Source organism: Mesorhizobium maamorense (genome assembly GCF_044998965.1).
Taxonomy (GTDB): Bacteria; Pseudomonadota; Alphaproteobacteria; order Rhizobiales; family Rhizobiaceae; genus Mesorhizobium.
In genome coordinates, this window is sequence record NZ_CP173356.1 from 718,181 (window position 1) to 736,306 (window position 18,126).

Annotated in this window: 2 protein-coding genes; one reads left to right on the forward strand and one right to left on the reverse strand. The window is 63.1% G+C overall.

Going from position 1 to position 18,126, the window contains the following annotated elements:
- Positions 1-25: 25 nt before the first annotated feature.
- Positions 26-15,454: a DUF5801 repeats-in-toxin domain-containing protein gene (locus ACIU1A_RS03905; RefSeq protein ID WP_404926658.1), complete on the reverse strand. Its 15,429-nt coding sequence runs from the start codon at positions 15,452-15,454 to the stop codon at positions 26-28.
- 1,812 nt (positions 15,455-17,266) lie between these two features.
- Here ACIU1A_RS03905 and ACIU1A_RS03910 point away from each other — a divergent pair.
- Positions 17,267-18,004: a transglutaminase-like cysteine peptidase gene (locus ACIU1A_RS03910; protein WP_404926659.1), complete on the forward strand. Its 738-nt coding sequence runs from the start codon at positions 17,267-17,269 to the stop codon at positions 18,002-18,004.
- Positions 18,005-18,126: the final 122 nt, after the last annotated feature.

Genomic DNA, 18,126 nt, shown 5'->3' on the forward strand with positions numbered 1-18,126 from the left:
TTGCTCACCCCGTTCCTTTTGCCCCTTAGGCCACGTCCTGCTTGGTACCATGGCTGTCGTCATAGAGTATTTTGACTGCTTCGGCCGCACTGTGGAACGTATAGTTCTCCAGCACCGCCACCGTGTGATAGTTGTCGCCGCCGCCATTGGTGTCGACCTTGACCTCCGCGTTCGCCGCGTTGGCCGAGGACTGCGCGATCTCCACGAAGCCGCCGGCCTCGAGATCGGTGACGCCGGCCAGGCCCTTCAGCAGTGCCGTAAGATCGATCTGGTCGCCCTTGGCCCCGTCATGGAAGTCGGCGATCAGGTCGGTCACCTCGAGAGAGCCGATGGCGAAGGTCTTCGTGCCGTCGGAGGCGACGGTCGGCTGTGCGGGGGCACCGAGCGAGGTGTCGAGTTCGACCTCGACATAGTTGCCGGTGGTGCCGTCGGCCATCTGGAACGTGCCGTTGCCTGTCACGGTCTGCCCGTCGATTTCGCCCACGGCGGGGCTGGCCGCCGTGCTGATCGAGACGATACCGTTATCCGCGAGGTGCGACAATTCCCCGGCATCGCTGGCGCCGTTGGTATTGGCGTCCTTCCAGATCAGCAGGCTGTCGAAGGCGGCGTCATTGTGATCGATGACGCCGTCATGATTGCCGTCGAGAGAGGCGAGTGCCGCCGCCCCGCTGGCGAACTTGCCGCCGCCGAAGCTCGGCGTGAACAGCTCGGTGCCGTCGTCGATCTTGCCGTCATGGTTGAGATCGACCGCCAGCATGCCGTCATTCGAGGTGTTCCAGGCGATTTGGTCCTTGGCGCCGTCGCCATTGATGTCGAACTGGACACCGTGGCTGAGGTCGGAGAAGGCGAAGCCGTTGTGGTTGAGGTCGAGGATGATCGGGTCGACTGAGCCGTTCGAGATAAGCGTCCCCAGATTGGAGATGCCGCCCGGGACATTTTGCAGATCAACAAGAATGTCATTAGTTGAGTTCGGTGTGTTTCCAACCTGCTCATACACGAAGGTGTGAGTGATGCTACCGTAGGTCGCAGTGAAGGCGACTGCTACGCCGGCGTTACCCAGATTATTGTTGTGCAGATATTGGACAACTGCGGCGACATTCGCTGCCGCCCCCAACGTCACTGCCGTGTTCGATGCGTTGTAGAAGGTGATGATACCATTCGTAATGCTATGCTGGCTGATCACGCTATCACCAATGGTCAAGGTGGAATTTGCACCATCGACATGGGTGGGAATCCCCACGTTGGCGGCGGCAAAGGGCGTCCCTGCCAGCGTAAGCTTGTCGGTTGTGGGATCGAAGTCGGTAATGACGTCGAAGCCGGATATGGTTCCGGAATTCAAGTTACCGCCGGTTGTCCCCGGCGAATTGCCGCTTGCAATAACGAACGTGTCAGCGCCGGCTCCACCCGTTAGCCGGTCGCCACCCAGCCCTCCGATGAGCGTGTCCGCACCGGCACCACCGTTAAGTGTGTCCGCGCCCGAATTGCCGATGATATAGTCATTGCCGGCACCACCGGTCATCGTCGCTGCGGAAGTCTGAGAGTTGACGATGATCGGATCCCCAGTTCCAGCGGCGTTCAAGGTGACTGTGCTGGTGGAATTGTTGCTGAACGCAATATTGACCGAGGGCGAACTGGCCGTGCCGTCCGTGGCGATGGTTGAGAACGTTCCGCCGAGCGAACCCTTGTCATCGATCGTAATCGTGCCCACCGTCCCAACGTTTCCGGCGCCGAGGCCGGTTCCGCTGGCATCATCGAGGTTGCTCCCCTCGGCGACGCTGGCGATACCAACCGCAGAGCTATCGACGTCAGTAAAATAGTGTGCCAGAGCGGCCTCGGTAAAGGTGACCGCGCCTGAACCCGTATTCGACACTAGAGTCAGCGCGGAACTCGTGGCTGCAAAGACCGGCACTTCGTTGACGTTCGTCACATTGACCGTGATCTGCTGCATGTCCGTGCCACCATGGCCGTCTGAGACCTGGACGTTGACGATGTAGGAATTGTTGGTGCCGACATCGGTCGGCGCCTCGAAGTTCGGCGCCGAGACAAAGGCCAGAACGCCTGTCGTCGGATTGATCGTAAACTTGCTGGAGTCAGTCCCTGGGGTATTTACGATCGAATAGGTCAGCGTGTCGCCATTGGTGTCGGTAGCATTGATGTCGGTCACTGCGGTCGTGTTTTCCGGCATGCTTACGGTGAAATCACTGCCGCCATTGGGCGCCGTGATGACGGGTGCGGCGTTCGGGATATCCAGAACCGTTATCTGCAGATCCGCTCCGGCCGTATCGCCGTCGCCATCCACCAGGACATAGTGGAATGTCTCGATCTTGTCCGCATTGACGTTCGCCGGTGCGGTGTAGTTGTAATCGCCCGCGTGGTGGGTGCCCTCATCGGCGAAATAGAAGGTCAGCTTGCCACCGGCGCTCGTGCTCACCTCGATCGACTTGCCGTCGTTTGCAAGCAGATGCGCGCCGGGTAATGCGCCGGAAAGGCTGATGGCGTTCGTTCCATTGAACGTATAGGTCGTACCGTCGATCGCAATCGACTGGATGTGGCCGCCGTCAGCGCCAAACGCATCGATGCCAAGGCCATGATCGGCAAGAATGCTGCCCGAGGCGGACGATGGCAGCGCACCCGCCAGCGTCGATGAGAGCTCGGTCGGATCCGTCACCGCTTCGGCAATATCGCCTGGGCGCGAGGCGATCTGCGCCAGGAAATTCGTATTGGCGATATCGCTGAAGCCAAGCGCGAAGACCTGGTTCACTTGGCTGCTGGCGAGGAAATTACTCCAGCTGCTCTGCTCGTTCGCATCCAGGCTCGCTCCCGATTGCGGGTCGCCGTCGCTCAGGAAGTAGATGTTGGTGGCGTCGGCCGTGGGATGCGGCAAATTCGCGTAGCGATCGGCACTACTGCTTCTGCCGTCGATCAGGTTGGCGGCGGAGTCATATTGCGTGCCAGCCGAGAGGCTATTCGAATTGAACCCGTTTACAGTGTTGATGGCACTCTGGATGTAGTTGCTTTCACCGATCGTGTACTGGCCGACGAGCTCGGCTCCTACTCCGAAAGAATAGATCGTGATCTGGTTGAAGATCACTGTCGAACTGCTCAGGAAATTCTGGACCGCCGCCTGCATGAGTGCAAGCCGGGTAGTGAAACCGCCCGTGCCATCCGGATCGCTGTTCATGCTGAGCGAAAGATCGAGCACGAGGATAGCATTGAGCGTCGGCTTGCTGCCTTCGTCTACTTGCACGGTGTCCGGCTTCGCCACCGGCATATCGTCGTCGATCTTGATGGCGACCGTGCCGTTGGCGTGGTCGCCGTTGGAGTCGGTGATGGTGTACCCAAGCGAAAGATTGATGTCGTTCTCGCCGCCGCCTTGCGGGTGATCGACCTCCTGCAGCAGCGTGAAGTTATAGGTCGCCGCTGTCTGGTTAACCTCGATCTTGAAGGCGGCGTGGTTGGCTGCGGCCGTCGCGCCGGACGTGTCGGTCGTGCCGTACAAGGTGTGTGAGGCCGTGTCGTAGTAATAGTGGAGCGCGACGCCGTCATGCTTCACTGTGAAAGCGCCGTCCATGACGGTGTCGCCATTGGCAACGTCGAAGCTGAGCGAGCCATGCCCGTCCGGCCCATAGCTGCCGAGCGATATGTCCGCGGGGTTCGAAGTCGTATCGTCGCCCGTGCTATTGGTGTTGTGGACGCCCGCGGCAAGATCGTCTTCGTCGACCACAATGCTCGACGAGGTGGCGGTCGGCTGACCGGTGCTGTCGAGCCCGACGGTCAGCGTCGCGGTCGAGGTGTCGCCGTCGCCGTCCTTCAGCGTGTAGGTGAACACGTCGCTGCCGGCCAGGCCGGAGACACGGGTATAGACGTAGCTGCCGTCCTCCTGCAGAGCCAGCGTGCCGAATTGGCCGCTGACGACGAAGCCGCCGCCAGCCACATCGGTGTCCGATCCACCAGAGCCAGTGACGCCGCTGATCTTGGCGCCGTCGGCACCCAGGGTGTCGATACCGGTGCCGTGCAGACCTTCGTTGGTGCCGGCGCCGTCTATCACATTGCCGAGGATCGAGCTGCCTATGATGCCAGTGCCGAAGGAATCGGTGTCATTGTGGGCCGTTGGGCCATCATCGCGTATCGCGATGTCCAGCGAAGAGGTGGTGCTGCTGCCGTCGGTGTCTGTAACGACAACACCGTAGTTCGCAAACACCTGATCCTCGAGGCCACGGTCATCGGGCGTCGCATCCGCCGTTGTATTCGGATGAGTGACATTGTCGAGCAAGGTGAACTTGTAGGTCACCGTGCCGCCGGTCGCGTCTCCGACAAAGCTTGTCACCTGGAGCAATCCGTAGGCCGGGCCGCCCAAGATGGTCACCGGCGCTCCGGGCGAGGCGGCCTGTAACTCTGCCAAGGTCAGCGCTGTGGTCCCGATCGTCAGCGTGACCAGGCCGTCGGGCGATGTGAAACCGAAGGCGCCGGTGTTGCTTTCTGACGGATCGACATTGGTAGCCGGATTGTTGTCGTTTTCGCCGGATCCCGCAGGTTCGCCGCTACGGATATCCAGGCCCTTTTCATCGACGAACGTATCCCCGCCCGAAGCTTGCAGCGTCAGACCGGTAAGCGTCGTCAAGTAGTTGACGTCGACAGTGGTCGAGCCCGCCGTGACCAGATGCTCGTATTCGCTGCCCCCCGACTGCACCGACGCGATCGAATTGGAAATATTCGCCTGGTTGGTGATCTGGGCGTCCGTGTAGGTGTGGGTCACGGATCCTGTCGTAGCGCCGGTGGCGACTGTCACTGTCTCGCCATTGGCCAGCGTGAAGGTCAGTGGTGCGGTCGGTGCGACCGAACCAGGAGTACCGGTCAGCGTCACCGTGTAGAGGATCGAGCCGCCATTTTCCGAGACCGGGATTGTTGAGGACGTGAGCGTCGCCGTCACCGTGTTGGTAGTGTCGGTGACCTGCGCCGTCGCCGTTGCGGCGCCGACCACGAGATGCTCGAAATTGCCACCGCTGGTGTTGATGATGGTCGCGGTCCGGCTCGACGCGTCGAGATAGACGTCCTCGTCATTGCCTGAGGCAATCGTCAGCGTGCCGGTGGTCTGGCCGTTCGCGATCGTGATGTCGCCCTGGTTGGTTGTGATCGTGGTCACGCCCTGGGAGGCGTTCGACAGTGTTGCCGTGAAGACGTAGTTGGCCACCGCTCCTTCCGACACCGTCGAGGCGCTAAGGTTGACCGTCGTGTCGTTGGTGGTGTCGTTGATCGCAAAGCCGAAGTTGGCGGTCGACGTATCGCCGTCGCCATCCTTTACGGTGAAGGTGCCGGTTGCGGTGCCTCCAGTAAGATAGACGTCGTCGCCTTGCGCGGTGAATGTGTAGCTGCCATTCGCCATGACCGCCATCGTGCCGTGCTCGAAGACGATTGGCTGCGAGTAGCCATCGGCGCCGAACACCAGGGTCTTGCCGTTGATCTGCGTCACCGTGGCACCATCGGCGCCGGCGACGAAGTCCAGCACGCCGGTGACCGTTGTGCCCTCGGCGACGTTTTGCGAGGCACTCACACTCGCCGTCGGCGTGTCGTCGTCGACATCGATCGACAGCGTGCCGGTGGCCGTGTCGTGGTCGCCGTCCGTGACGGTGTAGTTGACCCCGAACTGCAGATTGTTCTCGTCGTCGCCGGCAGGGTGCTCGATCGCATGAAGCTGCGTGACCGTGTAGGCGCCGGATGTGGTGTCGGCCAGATGCACCTTCAGCACATCGACGACGACGTTGTTCTGCATCTGGCTGATGATCAGGTCGGTTCCCGAGTTCGAGGTCACCGAGAACCCGCCCGCAACCGGCAGCGTTGCGCCGGTGAGCAGCGTCGTACCGGCGCCGTCGGCGCCGTAGGTGTGGCCGAGCGTACCGGATGTGTGGGCTGTGTCGGGAGTGACATCGCCGGTGCCATCGGGATTGCCGCCCAGCGCGTCGTCATCGAGCTGGACCTGTGCATTCATCGCTGCCGCCGGCACGTCGTCCGCGACATTGACCGTAAAGCTCTGGGTGACGGAGTCGCCGTCGCCGTCGACGGCCTTGATGGTGAAGCCGAGCGGCAGCGAGGCGTCGCTGCCGCCGGTGTGGTCGTGGTCAAGCGGCTGCCAGAGGGTGAAGACAAAGGTCGGGGTGCCCACGCCGTTCAGGGTCACCATGAAGACGGGATTGGATACGGTGTCGCCTTGCTTGAAGGCGACGAGTTCCTCATCGACGCCGTTGGCGGCAAGACGGACTGTGTAGTCCAGCGAAACGCCGCCCGAGGTCAGCTCTTCGGGCGCCATGAGAGTGTTGCCGGGACCGCGCGCGAATTCGAGATGGCTCGATCCCTTGTCGTCCGCATTCCAGTCGATATTGAGATTGCCTGATGTCGGCTGTACCAGGGGCAGCAGGCTCTCCGACACATTGCCCGTACCCGCAGGGCTGGTGACGACCGGAATGTCGTCGGTGACATGCACGGTGAAGGCGGACGACGTGCTGTCGCCATCCGAATCCGTCGCGTTGAAGCCGAAGGACAGGGCCTTGTCGTTGTGGTCGGCTCCAGCCGGATGGTCGATATTGTCTTCTAGGTTGAACGAATAGTTGCCGTTCGTCTGATCGTTGATCGACACGGTGAAGATGGTGCGGATGACCGAGTTGTGCGTGGCGGTCGCCGTCAGCACGGTGTCGTTGCTGGACAGAGTGTAGGTGATGGCATCGCCATTGGACGTCAGGCCAGCCTGGACGCCGGCCAACGCCGGATTGAAGGCAACCGAGCGGTCGTGAATGCCGCTGTTGGGATTGGCGTCGTCGGCTCCCCACGAGATTCCCAGCGAGCCGGTCGCGGAGGCCGCGTTGAATGCGTTTGTGGAACCCGCTGCGGTGCTTTCCGCCACGGTGGTCTCCGCCGCAACGATCACTGGCCTGTCATTTTCGACCACAATGTTCAACGTGCCGGCCAGGTTGACGCTGTCGCCGTCGAAGTCGGTCGCCTTGAAGAGCGAGCCGATGTCGATCGCCATCGTTCCGCTGTCGCCGGAATTGAGACTATGGTCGAGGTGATCGAGCAGCGTCAGCGTAAAGGTGCCGTTGTTGTTATCCGCAATCGTGAACACGGTGCGACCGTCCGCCGCGACGCCATCGACGGCATCGACACCCACAACGAAATGAACCGCCGATCCCCCCGACGACACGCCCGCCTGAGTTCCATTCTTTTCGACGTTGAAGGAGAAAGTCGCGTCGTCATCAGCGCCGATGGAAAGCAGTGGGACGAAGGCTGATGCCCCAAACGTAACCGAGGTTGGCTGGCTGCCGGCTTCCGAATTTCCGCTCGACAGGCCGGTCAGCGTGTCTTCATAAACGGTCGGAAGAGTGGCGCTGCCGTTCAGCGCCACCGGAATGTCGTCCTCGATGCCGATGGTGAAGACGCCGCCGCTGGTGGTCGTGGTCGACGTATAGAGGAAATCTTCGGCACGGATCTTGTCGCCGCTGTCGAGATCGAAGCGGATCACCAGATGGTCGAACGTGCCCGTCGGGTCGATCGTGACCACGGAGCCGTTGGCGGGCATGGCCATCGTTCCAGTCTGGAAACCGGCGCCGCCGGAAATCGGCACGCCGGCGCCATTGTAGGCTTCCCAGGAAATCGTGCCCGAACCGTTGCCGTTGATGGTGAAGCTCACTGCGTCGGTGCCGGGCCGCGAGAAGATGAAGCCCTCATTGTCATGGATATGGTTGTCAGCGATGCCGACGCCCTGGCCCGAAACGTTGAAGGAATCGCCGCCGGCGCCATTGTTGAAATCGTGAGCCAAGGTTCCATTGAACGTCAGTCCATCGAACGTAACGCCGCCCACGGTGTAGGTGTCGTAGTGGCCCGGATGCAGGCTCAGGCCTGTTGTGGCTGTGGTGGTCGTCGTCTCGCCGGTGATCGCGATCGTGTCGCCGTCGGCGTCGGTGAACTGGAGCGCATGTGTGAAGTCGAGCACCAGCTTCTGGTTGTCATCGTTGGCGGGGGAGTTCGGCAGGTGGTCGATCTGGTCCAGCAAGGTGAAGGTGTAGGTGCCGTTCGGCTGGACATCGAGGGTGAAGACTTTGCGGTCGCCCGCATCGAGGCCGGGTGTTCCGCTCTCGACATAGCCGGTCAGCACCGTGCCGTCGACGTGGTAGACGATCGCCTCGCCCTTCGATGTCGCCGCCGGCAAGCCAGCGGGGTTCTGGATCAGCGAGAAGGAACCGGGCTCGTCCGCCCCGGCGGAGACCAGCGAGCTCAGCGAACCGGTCGCGACCGTGCCGAGGCCATCTCCGTCGGGATTGCCGACGGAATGACCATTCGAGTTCGCCAGCAAAAGCGCGTCCTCGCCGACATTGCCGGAGACGGTGGCGCTGGTCTGCACCGGAATGTCGTCGAGGACCTGGATCAGGAAGGTCCCGGCGCCAAGGGAGATGGAGTCGCCGTCACCGTCGGTCGCGACGATATACGAGGAAAGATCGATCGGGTTCGTCAGCTGGTTTTCACCATTGTCTCCCGCCTGGCCTTCCAGCGCCGGATGATCGATCTGGTCCTTGAGCGTGAAGACGTAGGAGCCGTTGGCCCCCACGGTCAGCTGGAAGATCTCGCGGTCGCCGGCCGAGAAGCCGGCGCCGTTTCCTGCCTCGGCATAACCATGCAAGGTGCTCCCATCGGATACGATGAGCACATGCGCGCCCTGCGACGTAAGGCCGGAATCCGCCGGCACGGCCGTCGAGGCAAGATGAAACGCCTGGGCGCCCGGGCCGTCGGCGCCGAAGTCGACGAGCGCGGTCAGCGCGCCGGCAGCGCCCGTGACGGTCGCGGAAAGGCCGATCGCTCCCGTCTCACCCGGCCTGCCGGCATCTGGGTTGTGTCCGGCAAGCCCATCTTCATCGACATTCGCCGTGATCGAGGCGGTTCCGACCGCCTTCGGCCCGTCGTCCTCGAAGATGATAGTCTGTGAGATGTCGGCGCTCTGTGTGACGTGGTCGCCGTCGCCATCGGTCGCGGTGACGGTGACCGAGACCGAGCCGGCGCCGAGCGCGATGCCCTCGTCGTTGCTGTGGGTGTCGGGATGCTGGAGCGAGACGTATTGCGCAACCGCGACCTGGCCGGTGGCGGCATCGACATGCAGCGCGAAGGCGACCTTGTCGGTGGCGGTGATGCCGTCGTTGTTGGCATCATAGACGCCGATGATGTGGCCGTGGCCGTCGTTGAACAGGGAAATTGCAAGCCCGTCCGTGGTCTTCAGGCCGGAATCCACGCCCGTATTGCTGGCAAGGGTGAGCGCGTAGACAAGCGAATTGCTCGCTGCCGGGCCATCGGCACCGAACAGCGCCGTGGCGTTCACGACGCCGCCGCTGCCTTGCGCGTATTGCGGCAGCGGCATGTCGGGATCGCTTCCGACATTGGTGATGCCGTCGAACAGGTTCGCGATTCCGGGAGTGTCGTCGGAATCGGCATCGACACCTGCGGTCTCGTCGATAACGATGATGTCGCCGACCTTGATGTTGGCAAGGAAAGTGCCGGTGTTGTCGCCCGCTTCGCCGATTTCACGGAACATCAGTGAGTTGTTCCCGCCGACCGCCGTGACGTCGATGGCGATGGTCTGCATGACGCCCGACGTGGGATCATAGATTCCGACCGAGACGCCGTTCCACAGCACTTCGAGCTTGGCGCTGTGTAGGAGGCTGGTGTCGTTGGCGGCGCCGATCTCGAAGGAGATGCGGTATTCGCCGGCGCTGAGCAGCATGGTCTGCGAGATCTGGATGTTGCCGGGGCTGGCCTCGAGGTCGACCATAACGCTGTTGGTCGGACTGTCGGCGCCGCGATAGCCGTCACCGACCTTCTCCAGTTCGACGCTGGTGGCGCCGTGGGTTTCCGAGGCCTCGATGGTCCAGGCTCCGGCCGTGCCCGTGGTGTTCGTGCCGCTGCCCGCACCCCAGGCGTCGCCATTGGGGACGAAGCCGTCCAGGAACAGGCCGTTCAAGGCACCGTTCGGCTGCGAGATGGTCAGGCTCGGACCATCGTCGTCGAAGCTGATCTGGCCCGAGACATCGGCGCTGGCGCTGGCGGTGTCGCCGTCGCCATCCGTGACGGTCACGCTCACTGCGATCGAATGCAGGCCCAGCACCACCGTGTCGTCCGGATTGGAGGCGTTCGAATGATGAAGCGACAAATATTGCTCGACGGTCACCTTACCGGTGGCCGGATCGATCGACAGCGCGAACGCCGCATCGCCACTGAACATGCCGCCCTGGACGACGCCGACGACGACGCCATTGGCCAGCGTCTGCAAGGTGATCAGCGAGCCGTCGGTGACGGCAAGGCCCGAGACCGCATTGGTGACGCTCAGCGCATAGACGGTGCTGCCCGAAACGGCCGGACCATCGGCGCCGAACAGCGCCGTGATGTTGACGAAGGCACTGTCGCTGGTGCCGTGCGCGATCGCGCCGGTGCCGCCGACATCGGGATCCTCGCCCTTGGTGACCGTACCAGTGTCGATCCCAGCCGGGGTGCTCGCGGTCGCCGTCTCGTCAAGCGCTACCGTAACGCCGCTGGCGGCGACAGCCGTCACCTTCGGCCCGTCGTCGTCGAAGATGATCTTGGCGCCGATGGCGAGCGACTGGCTGACTGTGTCGCCGTCGAAGTCGGTGACGGTGACCACCGCATTGATCTTGCCGGACAGGTTGACCGGCTCGTCATAAGAGCCGCCCGAACCGTTGCCGGCCAGCGGATGCTGCAGCGACAGGTACTGTGCCGTCGAGATATGGCCGGTCTGGTCGACCGAGACCGCGAAGGCAATGGCGCCGCCAGGATTGGCCGTACCGTTCGCGTTGTCGACGCGGCCGACGATCAGATTGCCTTCCTTGAACAGCGAGATCTCGTGCCCGTCGGTCGTCTTCAGGCCCGAATCGGTGCCCGGCGCTGCAACCGCAAGGCTGAGCACGGCCGCGCGCGGCTCGTCCGTGCCGAGCAGCGAGCCGAACAGCACCACCGACTGGTTGCCATGCGCATAGCCCAGGCTTGCCGTGCCCAGTCCAAGCGAATCGAACTGGTGCGCGACCGAGGCGCTGCTGGTGTCGTCGTTCTGGTTGCCCGCCGTCTCGTCATGCACGACCGACACGCCGGTCGCGGCGATGAGCACCTGTGGCACGTCGTCGACCACGGTGACCGTCGCCTTGCCGGTCAGCTTGACCGTATCGCCGTCGCCGTCCTTGGCCTGGAACACCGAGCCGAGGTCGATGCCGGCCACGCTGCCGCTGCCCAGATGCGTCTGTAGCGCGGTGTTCTGGTCCGATGTTCCGGCCGACGGCGCGACATGGTCGAGCTGGTCGAACTGGCGCACCACGAAGGCGCCGCTCGAGGCGTTCAGCGTCACCGTCATCACGGTGCGGTCGCCAAATCCGTTGTAAGCGCCGTTGTGGTTGCTGTCGACAAAGCCGACCAGCGTGTTGCCCTGGACCGCCCAGCTCAGCTCGACGCCCTTCGACGACAGCCCGATGGCCGTCAGGTCTACGGCCGCCGTGCCGGTGAAGCCGAAACCGCCGCCGGCGGCCGGACCGTCGGCGCCGAAGTCGACAAGCCCGTTCAGCGAGCCGGATGCGATCGCCGCACCCAGCGGGAACTCCGTGCCCGAACCGTCGCCGGACCCGTCATAGGGCGAGGTTCCCTGCGACAGCAGGCTGGCAATGTCGTCCTCGTCGATCGTCACCGGCGCGGCATGGCCGCTCAGGATCTTCGGCCCGTCGTCGTCGAAGATGATCTTGGCGCCGATGGCGAGCGACTGGCTGACTGTGTCGCCGTCGAAGTCGGTGACGGTGACCACCGCATTGATCTTGCCGGACAGGTTGACCGGCTCGTCATAAGAGCCGCCCGAACCGTTGCCGGCCAGCGGATGCTGCAGCGACAGGTACTGTGCCGTCGAGATATGGCCGGTCTGGTCGACCGAGACCGCGAAGGCAATGGCGCCGCCAGGATTGGCCGTACCGTTCGCGTTGTCGACGCGGCCGACGATCAGATTGCCTTCCTTGAACAGCGAGATCTCGTGCCCGTCGGTCGTCTTCAGGCCCGAATCGGTGCCCGGCGCTGCAACCGCAAGGCTGAGCACGGCCGCGCGCGGCTCGTCCGTGCCGAGCAGCGAGCCGAACAGCACCACCGACTGGTTGCCATGCGCATAGCCCAGGCTTGCCGTGCCCAGTCCAAGCGAATCGAACTGGTGCGCGACCGAGGCGCTGCTGGTGTCGTCGTTCTGGTTGCCCGCCGTCTCGTCATGCACGACCGACACGCCGGTCGCGGCGATGAGCACCTGTGGCACGTCGTCGACCACGGTGACCGTCGCCTTGCCGGTCAGCTTGACCGTATCGCCGTCGCCGTCCTTGGCCTGGAACACCGAGCCGAGGTCGATGCCGGCCACGCTGCCGCTGCCCAGATGCGTCTGTAGCGCGGTGTTCTGGTCCGATGTTCCGGCCGACGGCGCGACATGGTCGAGCTGGTCGAACTGGCGCACCACGAAGGCGCCGCTCGAGGCGTTCAGCGTCACCGTCATCACGGTGCGGTCGCCAAATCCGTTGTAAGCGCCGTTGTGGTTGCTGTCGACAAAGCCGACCAGCGTGTTGCCCTGGACCGCCCAGCTCAGCTCGACGCCCTTCGACGACAGCCCGATGGCCGTCAGATCTGCGGCCGCCGTGCCGGTGAAGCCGAAACCGCCGCCGGCGGCCGGACCGTCGGCGCCGAAGTCGACAAGCCCGTTCAGCGAGCCGGATGCGATCGCCGCACCCAGCGGGAACTCCGTGCCCGAACCGTCGCCGGACCCGTCATAGGGCGAGGTTCCCTGCGACAGCAGGCTGGCAATGTCGTCCTCGTCGATCGTCACCGGCGCGGCATGGCCGCTCAGGACCTTCGGCCCATCATCCTCGAAGACGATGGTCTGGGAGATGTCGGCGCTCTGTGTGACGTGGTCGCCGTCGCCATCGGTCGCCGTGACGGTGACCGAGACCGAGCCGGCGCCGAGCGCGATGCCCTCGTCGTTGCTGCTGGTGTCGGGATGGTGGAGCGAGACGTATTGCGCAACCGCGACCTGGCCGGTGGCGGCATCGACATGCAGCGCGAAGGCGACCTCGTCGGTGGCGGTAACGCCGTTGTTGTTGGCGTCATAGACGCCGATGATGTGGCCGTTGCCGTCGTTGAACAGCGAGATTGCGTGGCCATCGGTGGTCTTCAGGCCGGAATCCACGCCCGTATTGCTGGCAAGGGTGAGCGCATAGACGAGCGAAGCTTTCGCTGCCGGTCCGTCGGCGCCGAACAGCGCCGTGGCGTTCACGACGCCGCCGCTGCCTTGCGCATATTGGTGCAGCGGCATGTCGGGATCGGTCCCGGCATTGACGCCGGCAAACAGGGCCGCCACGGCAGGATCGGTGGTGTCGTCGGAATCGGCATCGACACCTGCGGTCTCGTCGATAACGATGATGTCGCCGACCTTGATGTTGGCAAGGAAGGTGCCGGTGTTGTCGCCCTGTTCGCCGATTTCACGGAACGTCAGTGAGTTGTCGCCGGCCGTCGCCGTGACGTCGATGGCGATGGTCTGCATGACGCCCGACGTGGGATCGTAGGTTCCGACCGAGACGCCGTTCCACAGCACTTCGAGCTTGGCGCTGTGTAGGAGGCTGGTGTCGTTGGCGGCGCCGATCTCGAAGGAGATGCGGTATTCGCCGGCGCTGAGCAGCATGGTCTGCGAGATCTGGATGTTGCCGGGGCTGGCCTCGAGGTCGACCATAACGCTGTTGGTCGGGCTGTCTGCACCGCGATAGCCGTCACCGACCTTCTGCAATTCGATGCTGCTGGCGCCCTCGTAAGGCGAGGCCGTGACGGTCCAGGCGCCGGCGGGACCGGTCGTGGTGCCGCTGCCCGCACCCCAGGCCTCGCCATTGGGGACGAAGCCGTCCAGGAACAGGCCGTTCAAGGCACCGTTCGGCTGCGAGATGGTCAGGCTCGGACCATCGTCGTCGAAGCTGATCTGGCCCGAGACATCGGCGCTGGCGCTGGCGGTGTCGCCGTCGCCATCCGTGACGGTCACGCTCACTGCGACCGAATGCAGGCCCAGCACCACCGTGTCGTCCGGATTGGAGGCGTCCGAATGATGAAGCGACAGATATTGCTCGACGGTCACCTTGCCGGTGGCCGGATCGATCGACAGCGCGAACGCCGCATCGCCACTGAACATGCCGCCCTGGACGACGCCGACGACGACGCCATTGGCCAGCGTCTGCAAGGTGATCAGCGAGCCGTCGGTGACGGCAAGGCCGGAGACCGCATTGGTGACGCTCAGCGCATAGACGGTGCTGCCCGAAACGGCCGGACCATCGGCGCCGAACAGCGCCGTGATGTTGACGAAGGCACTGTCGCTGGTGCCGTGCGCGATCGCGCCGGTGCCGCCGACATCGGGATCCTCGCCCTTGGTGACCGTACCAGTGTCGATCCCAGCCGGGGTGCTCGCGGTCGCCGTCTCGTCAAGCGCTACCGTAACGCCGCTGGCGGCGACAGCCGTCACCTTCGGCCCGTCGTCGTCGAAACTGATCTGGCCCGAGACGTCGGCGCTGGCGCTGGCGGAGTCGCCATCGCTATCCGTGATCGTGACCTTCACGGCCAGCGAGCCGGCGGTGAGTGCAACCGTGTCGTCGGGATTACCGGTGTCGGAATGGTGGAGCGACAGATATTGCTCGACGGTCACCTTGCCGGTGGCCGGATCGATCGACAGCGCGAACGCGGCCTCGCCCTTGAACGCGCCGCCCTGCACGACTCCGACAACCACTCCGTTCGCAAGCGTCTGCAAGGTGATCGTTGAGCCGTCGGTGACGGTCAGGCCGGAAACGGCGTTCGTGACGCTCAGCTGATAGACGGTGGCGGTGCTTGCCGCCGGGCCGTCGCCGCCGAACAGCGCCGTCACATTGACCAGGGCGCCGTTGCTGGTGCCGGAGGTGATCGCCCCGGTACCGCCGATATCGGGATCATCGCCCTTGACGATGGTTCCTGTGTTGATCGCAGCCGCCATGCTCAAGGCCTGCGTTTCGTCGAGTGAGACCACGGCGCCGGCGTCGGCGACGACTGTCACCAAAGGTCCATCGTCGTGGAACTGGATCGCGCCGCCGATCTGGGCACCGCCGAATGCGCTGTCGCCATCGAAGTCGGTGACGGTCACCGAGGCTGTGATCTTGCCCGAGAGGGTCAGCACGTCGTCATGGACAGCAGCGCTCGATCCATCGACAGTGTGCTCCAGCGGAGCGTATTGGGTGACCGTAAGCGTGCCATTGCCGTTGATGACGATGGTAAAGGCGGTGTGGGTGCCGCCGTTCTGATAAGTGCCGGTGACCGTCGTCGCATTGGTCTGCAGCAGCGTGATCGCAAAATCGCCAATGGCCGTCTTCAGGCCCAGAATCGAGCGATGCGACATTGCCGGTCAGGCCCAGCGCATAGGCGATGCCGCCGCCGGCGGCGGCGCCGTCGGCACCGAAATTGGATGCAACCGAAATAATCGGGTTGGCGCTCGTCACATCGATCGGAAAGCCAGCCGGCGAACCGGCGTTGCTTTCATCGAGCACCGCGGAACTGGCTGCCGTGTTGCCCACCGTCAGGGCAGGGCTGTCGTCCTCGACGATCACGGTCATGTTGGCCGTTGCCGAGCCGCCGAACGGATCCTGCACGGTAACGGGGACGACGATGGAGAGGTCATCCTCGAAGCCGGCCAGCGGGTGGTCGAGGGGACCGAGCAGGGCGATCTGGAAGGTTCCCGTGCTCGCATCCGTGATGGTGACGCTGATCACGACGTCCGATCCGACCCTGCCGACGAGATGCGTCGAATCGACCAGTTCCCACACGATGTCGGTGCCGTGCGAGGTAAGTGTCGTGGCAGGCACTCCGAGGCCGTAGGTCAGCGGATCGCCATTGGGATCCGTAGCGCCGAAGCTGCCGTTGATCACCGAAAGATTCGATTCGTCGAAGGGTGAGCCGGGATCGCCGTCCGGGTTTGCGCCGGAAAGCCCTTCTTCCGACACGCGGACGGTGAGATCGCCAAATTCCGGGTTCGCATTGGGAAGGAACAGTTCCCGCCTCTCGGCCTGCCCGAACTGCAGATCGGTCGGCGGCAAGAGCGCCGAAAGATCAAATCCATCGCCGATGCCGCCAGGAGGAATTTCAAAATTTCCACCGGCGCTCGAGGTCGAACCTCCAGGGCCAGCCGACATCGAACCATCGGCGCCGAAGGCGACATCCACATGGCTCGCCTCGAGCGCGGCGATCAAGGCGACGCGCGGCACCTCGACATCGCCAAGGACGAAGGTCGGCACGTTGAGCGCGCCGTCCTTGATCACGATAACCGAGCCGTCGGCCTGTTCGAGCACGAGATTGTGGCCGTCGACCTTGATGTTGTCGATCGAGACGTTCGCCGGAAGCTTCACGACGTTGCCGGCGTCGGCGACGTATTCGTGCGGCGCGGCTGCCGCCTGGGCCTTCGCCTCCGCGGGTGCTTCCGCCGGCGCGCCACTGCCCACATCGACCGGCACTGGTTCGGCCGCTGCCGGCCCGGCCTGTTGCGTCGAAGCCGCCTGTGCGACCTGGAACTCTGCCGGCGAGGTCTGGTCGTGACGTTCACTGGCCATGGAATGCTCGTCCCACGAACCCGAAACGGCGTCCAATTCGTTATTGATGGTCATTGCTTGTACCCCTCCGGCATTTCCCCGAAAGAGACAGCGGCAACCATTACTTTGCAACCGTCCGTCAATCTACTTTATATACCATTATATGCCTACAATGGCATTTTTTACGCGTGGTAAACTGGGAGCATATATTCTGTTATATAAGTCGATATGTGCCGGTGCGGATGAGGCCTCGCCCCCGGTTGCATGGTAAATAGAAGTATAAATTCAAATAAAATTTTACGAAAAATAGGGGAAACAAGTTTCGTCGCCATTATCTACCTTCATTGCCAATAATTTGAGACAAGATCGGTACCGTCCACAGTCAAAAGGTGGGCGTTATGAAAAAAGAAAAAACCGCGCCGGGAACAGCCGGCCTCAAGCTACTCTTGCTGACGATCAGCCTCGCAGGCCTGCCGCAGCCATCGCTCGCGAGCGTCCATTTAGAGGACACCGCTTCGGTCGGCGGGCTTGTTGAAGACGTGCGGATGCCGCCCAGCCTGGGCGGCGTTTCCCTAGAAAGATTCCAGCCTTGGCGACCGGCGGTAGGATACCAGCCCGACCTGGTTTCCATGAGTTACACGATCGACGATGCCCAAGCGGGCGTTGCGCCGGCGCCTGCGAATGTCGGAATTGATCCCATCAAGACGGCAACGATTATCCCCGGCGTGTTCGGCTCGGTCGCGTTGTCCATGCATAACTTTCCCGTCGCCGCGCGGTGGGCACCGGTCTACCAGGCAATTGTCGGCTGCTCGGCGGGCAGTGCCTGCGAGCAGAAGAGCGCGGCTTTTGCCAGGCTGATCTCGTCGGCACAGGGCAAAGGGTTCAGCGAGAAACTGTCATTCGTCAACAGCGGCATCAATCACCTGATCGCCTACAGGAAGGACAGCGTCATCTATGGCAAGCTCGATTACTGGGCAAAGCCCACCGAGGTGCTCGATAAGCGCGCCGGCGACTGCGAGGATTTCGTCATACTGAAGATGACGGCGCTGCTGAGGGCTGGCATCCCCGCGCAAAGCATGGCGTTGGTTGTTCTCCAGGATCGCAGGCGGGGATTCTTCCATGCGGTCCTGTCGGTAAGCACGGCAAGTGGCGTGTTCATTCTCGACAGCCTCAACAACACCGTGCTGCGCGACAGCGATCTCCCCGATTATGTGCCGCTTTATTCCTTCAGCACGGACCGAGCCTGGATCCATGGTTCGAGATCGGGCAGCGCGCAGGTCGCGGAGATCAAGGGCGGTTTTGCAGGCGTCGCGCCCGGCGAGGGATTGCAGCCCGACACGGCTTCTGGAGCGCTTGCCCGTCGGTGAGCAACCGCGGTTCGCCGGCTTTTATGGAAAACGCCGAACCGCTCTATCTCTTATTTTGCGCAATTCCCAAGGGAAAGCGCTACACGCTTTTCCCGGGAAGCGTTTCGCACTTTTCCTGGAAC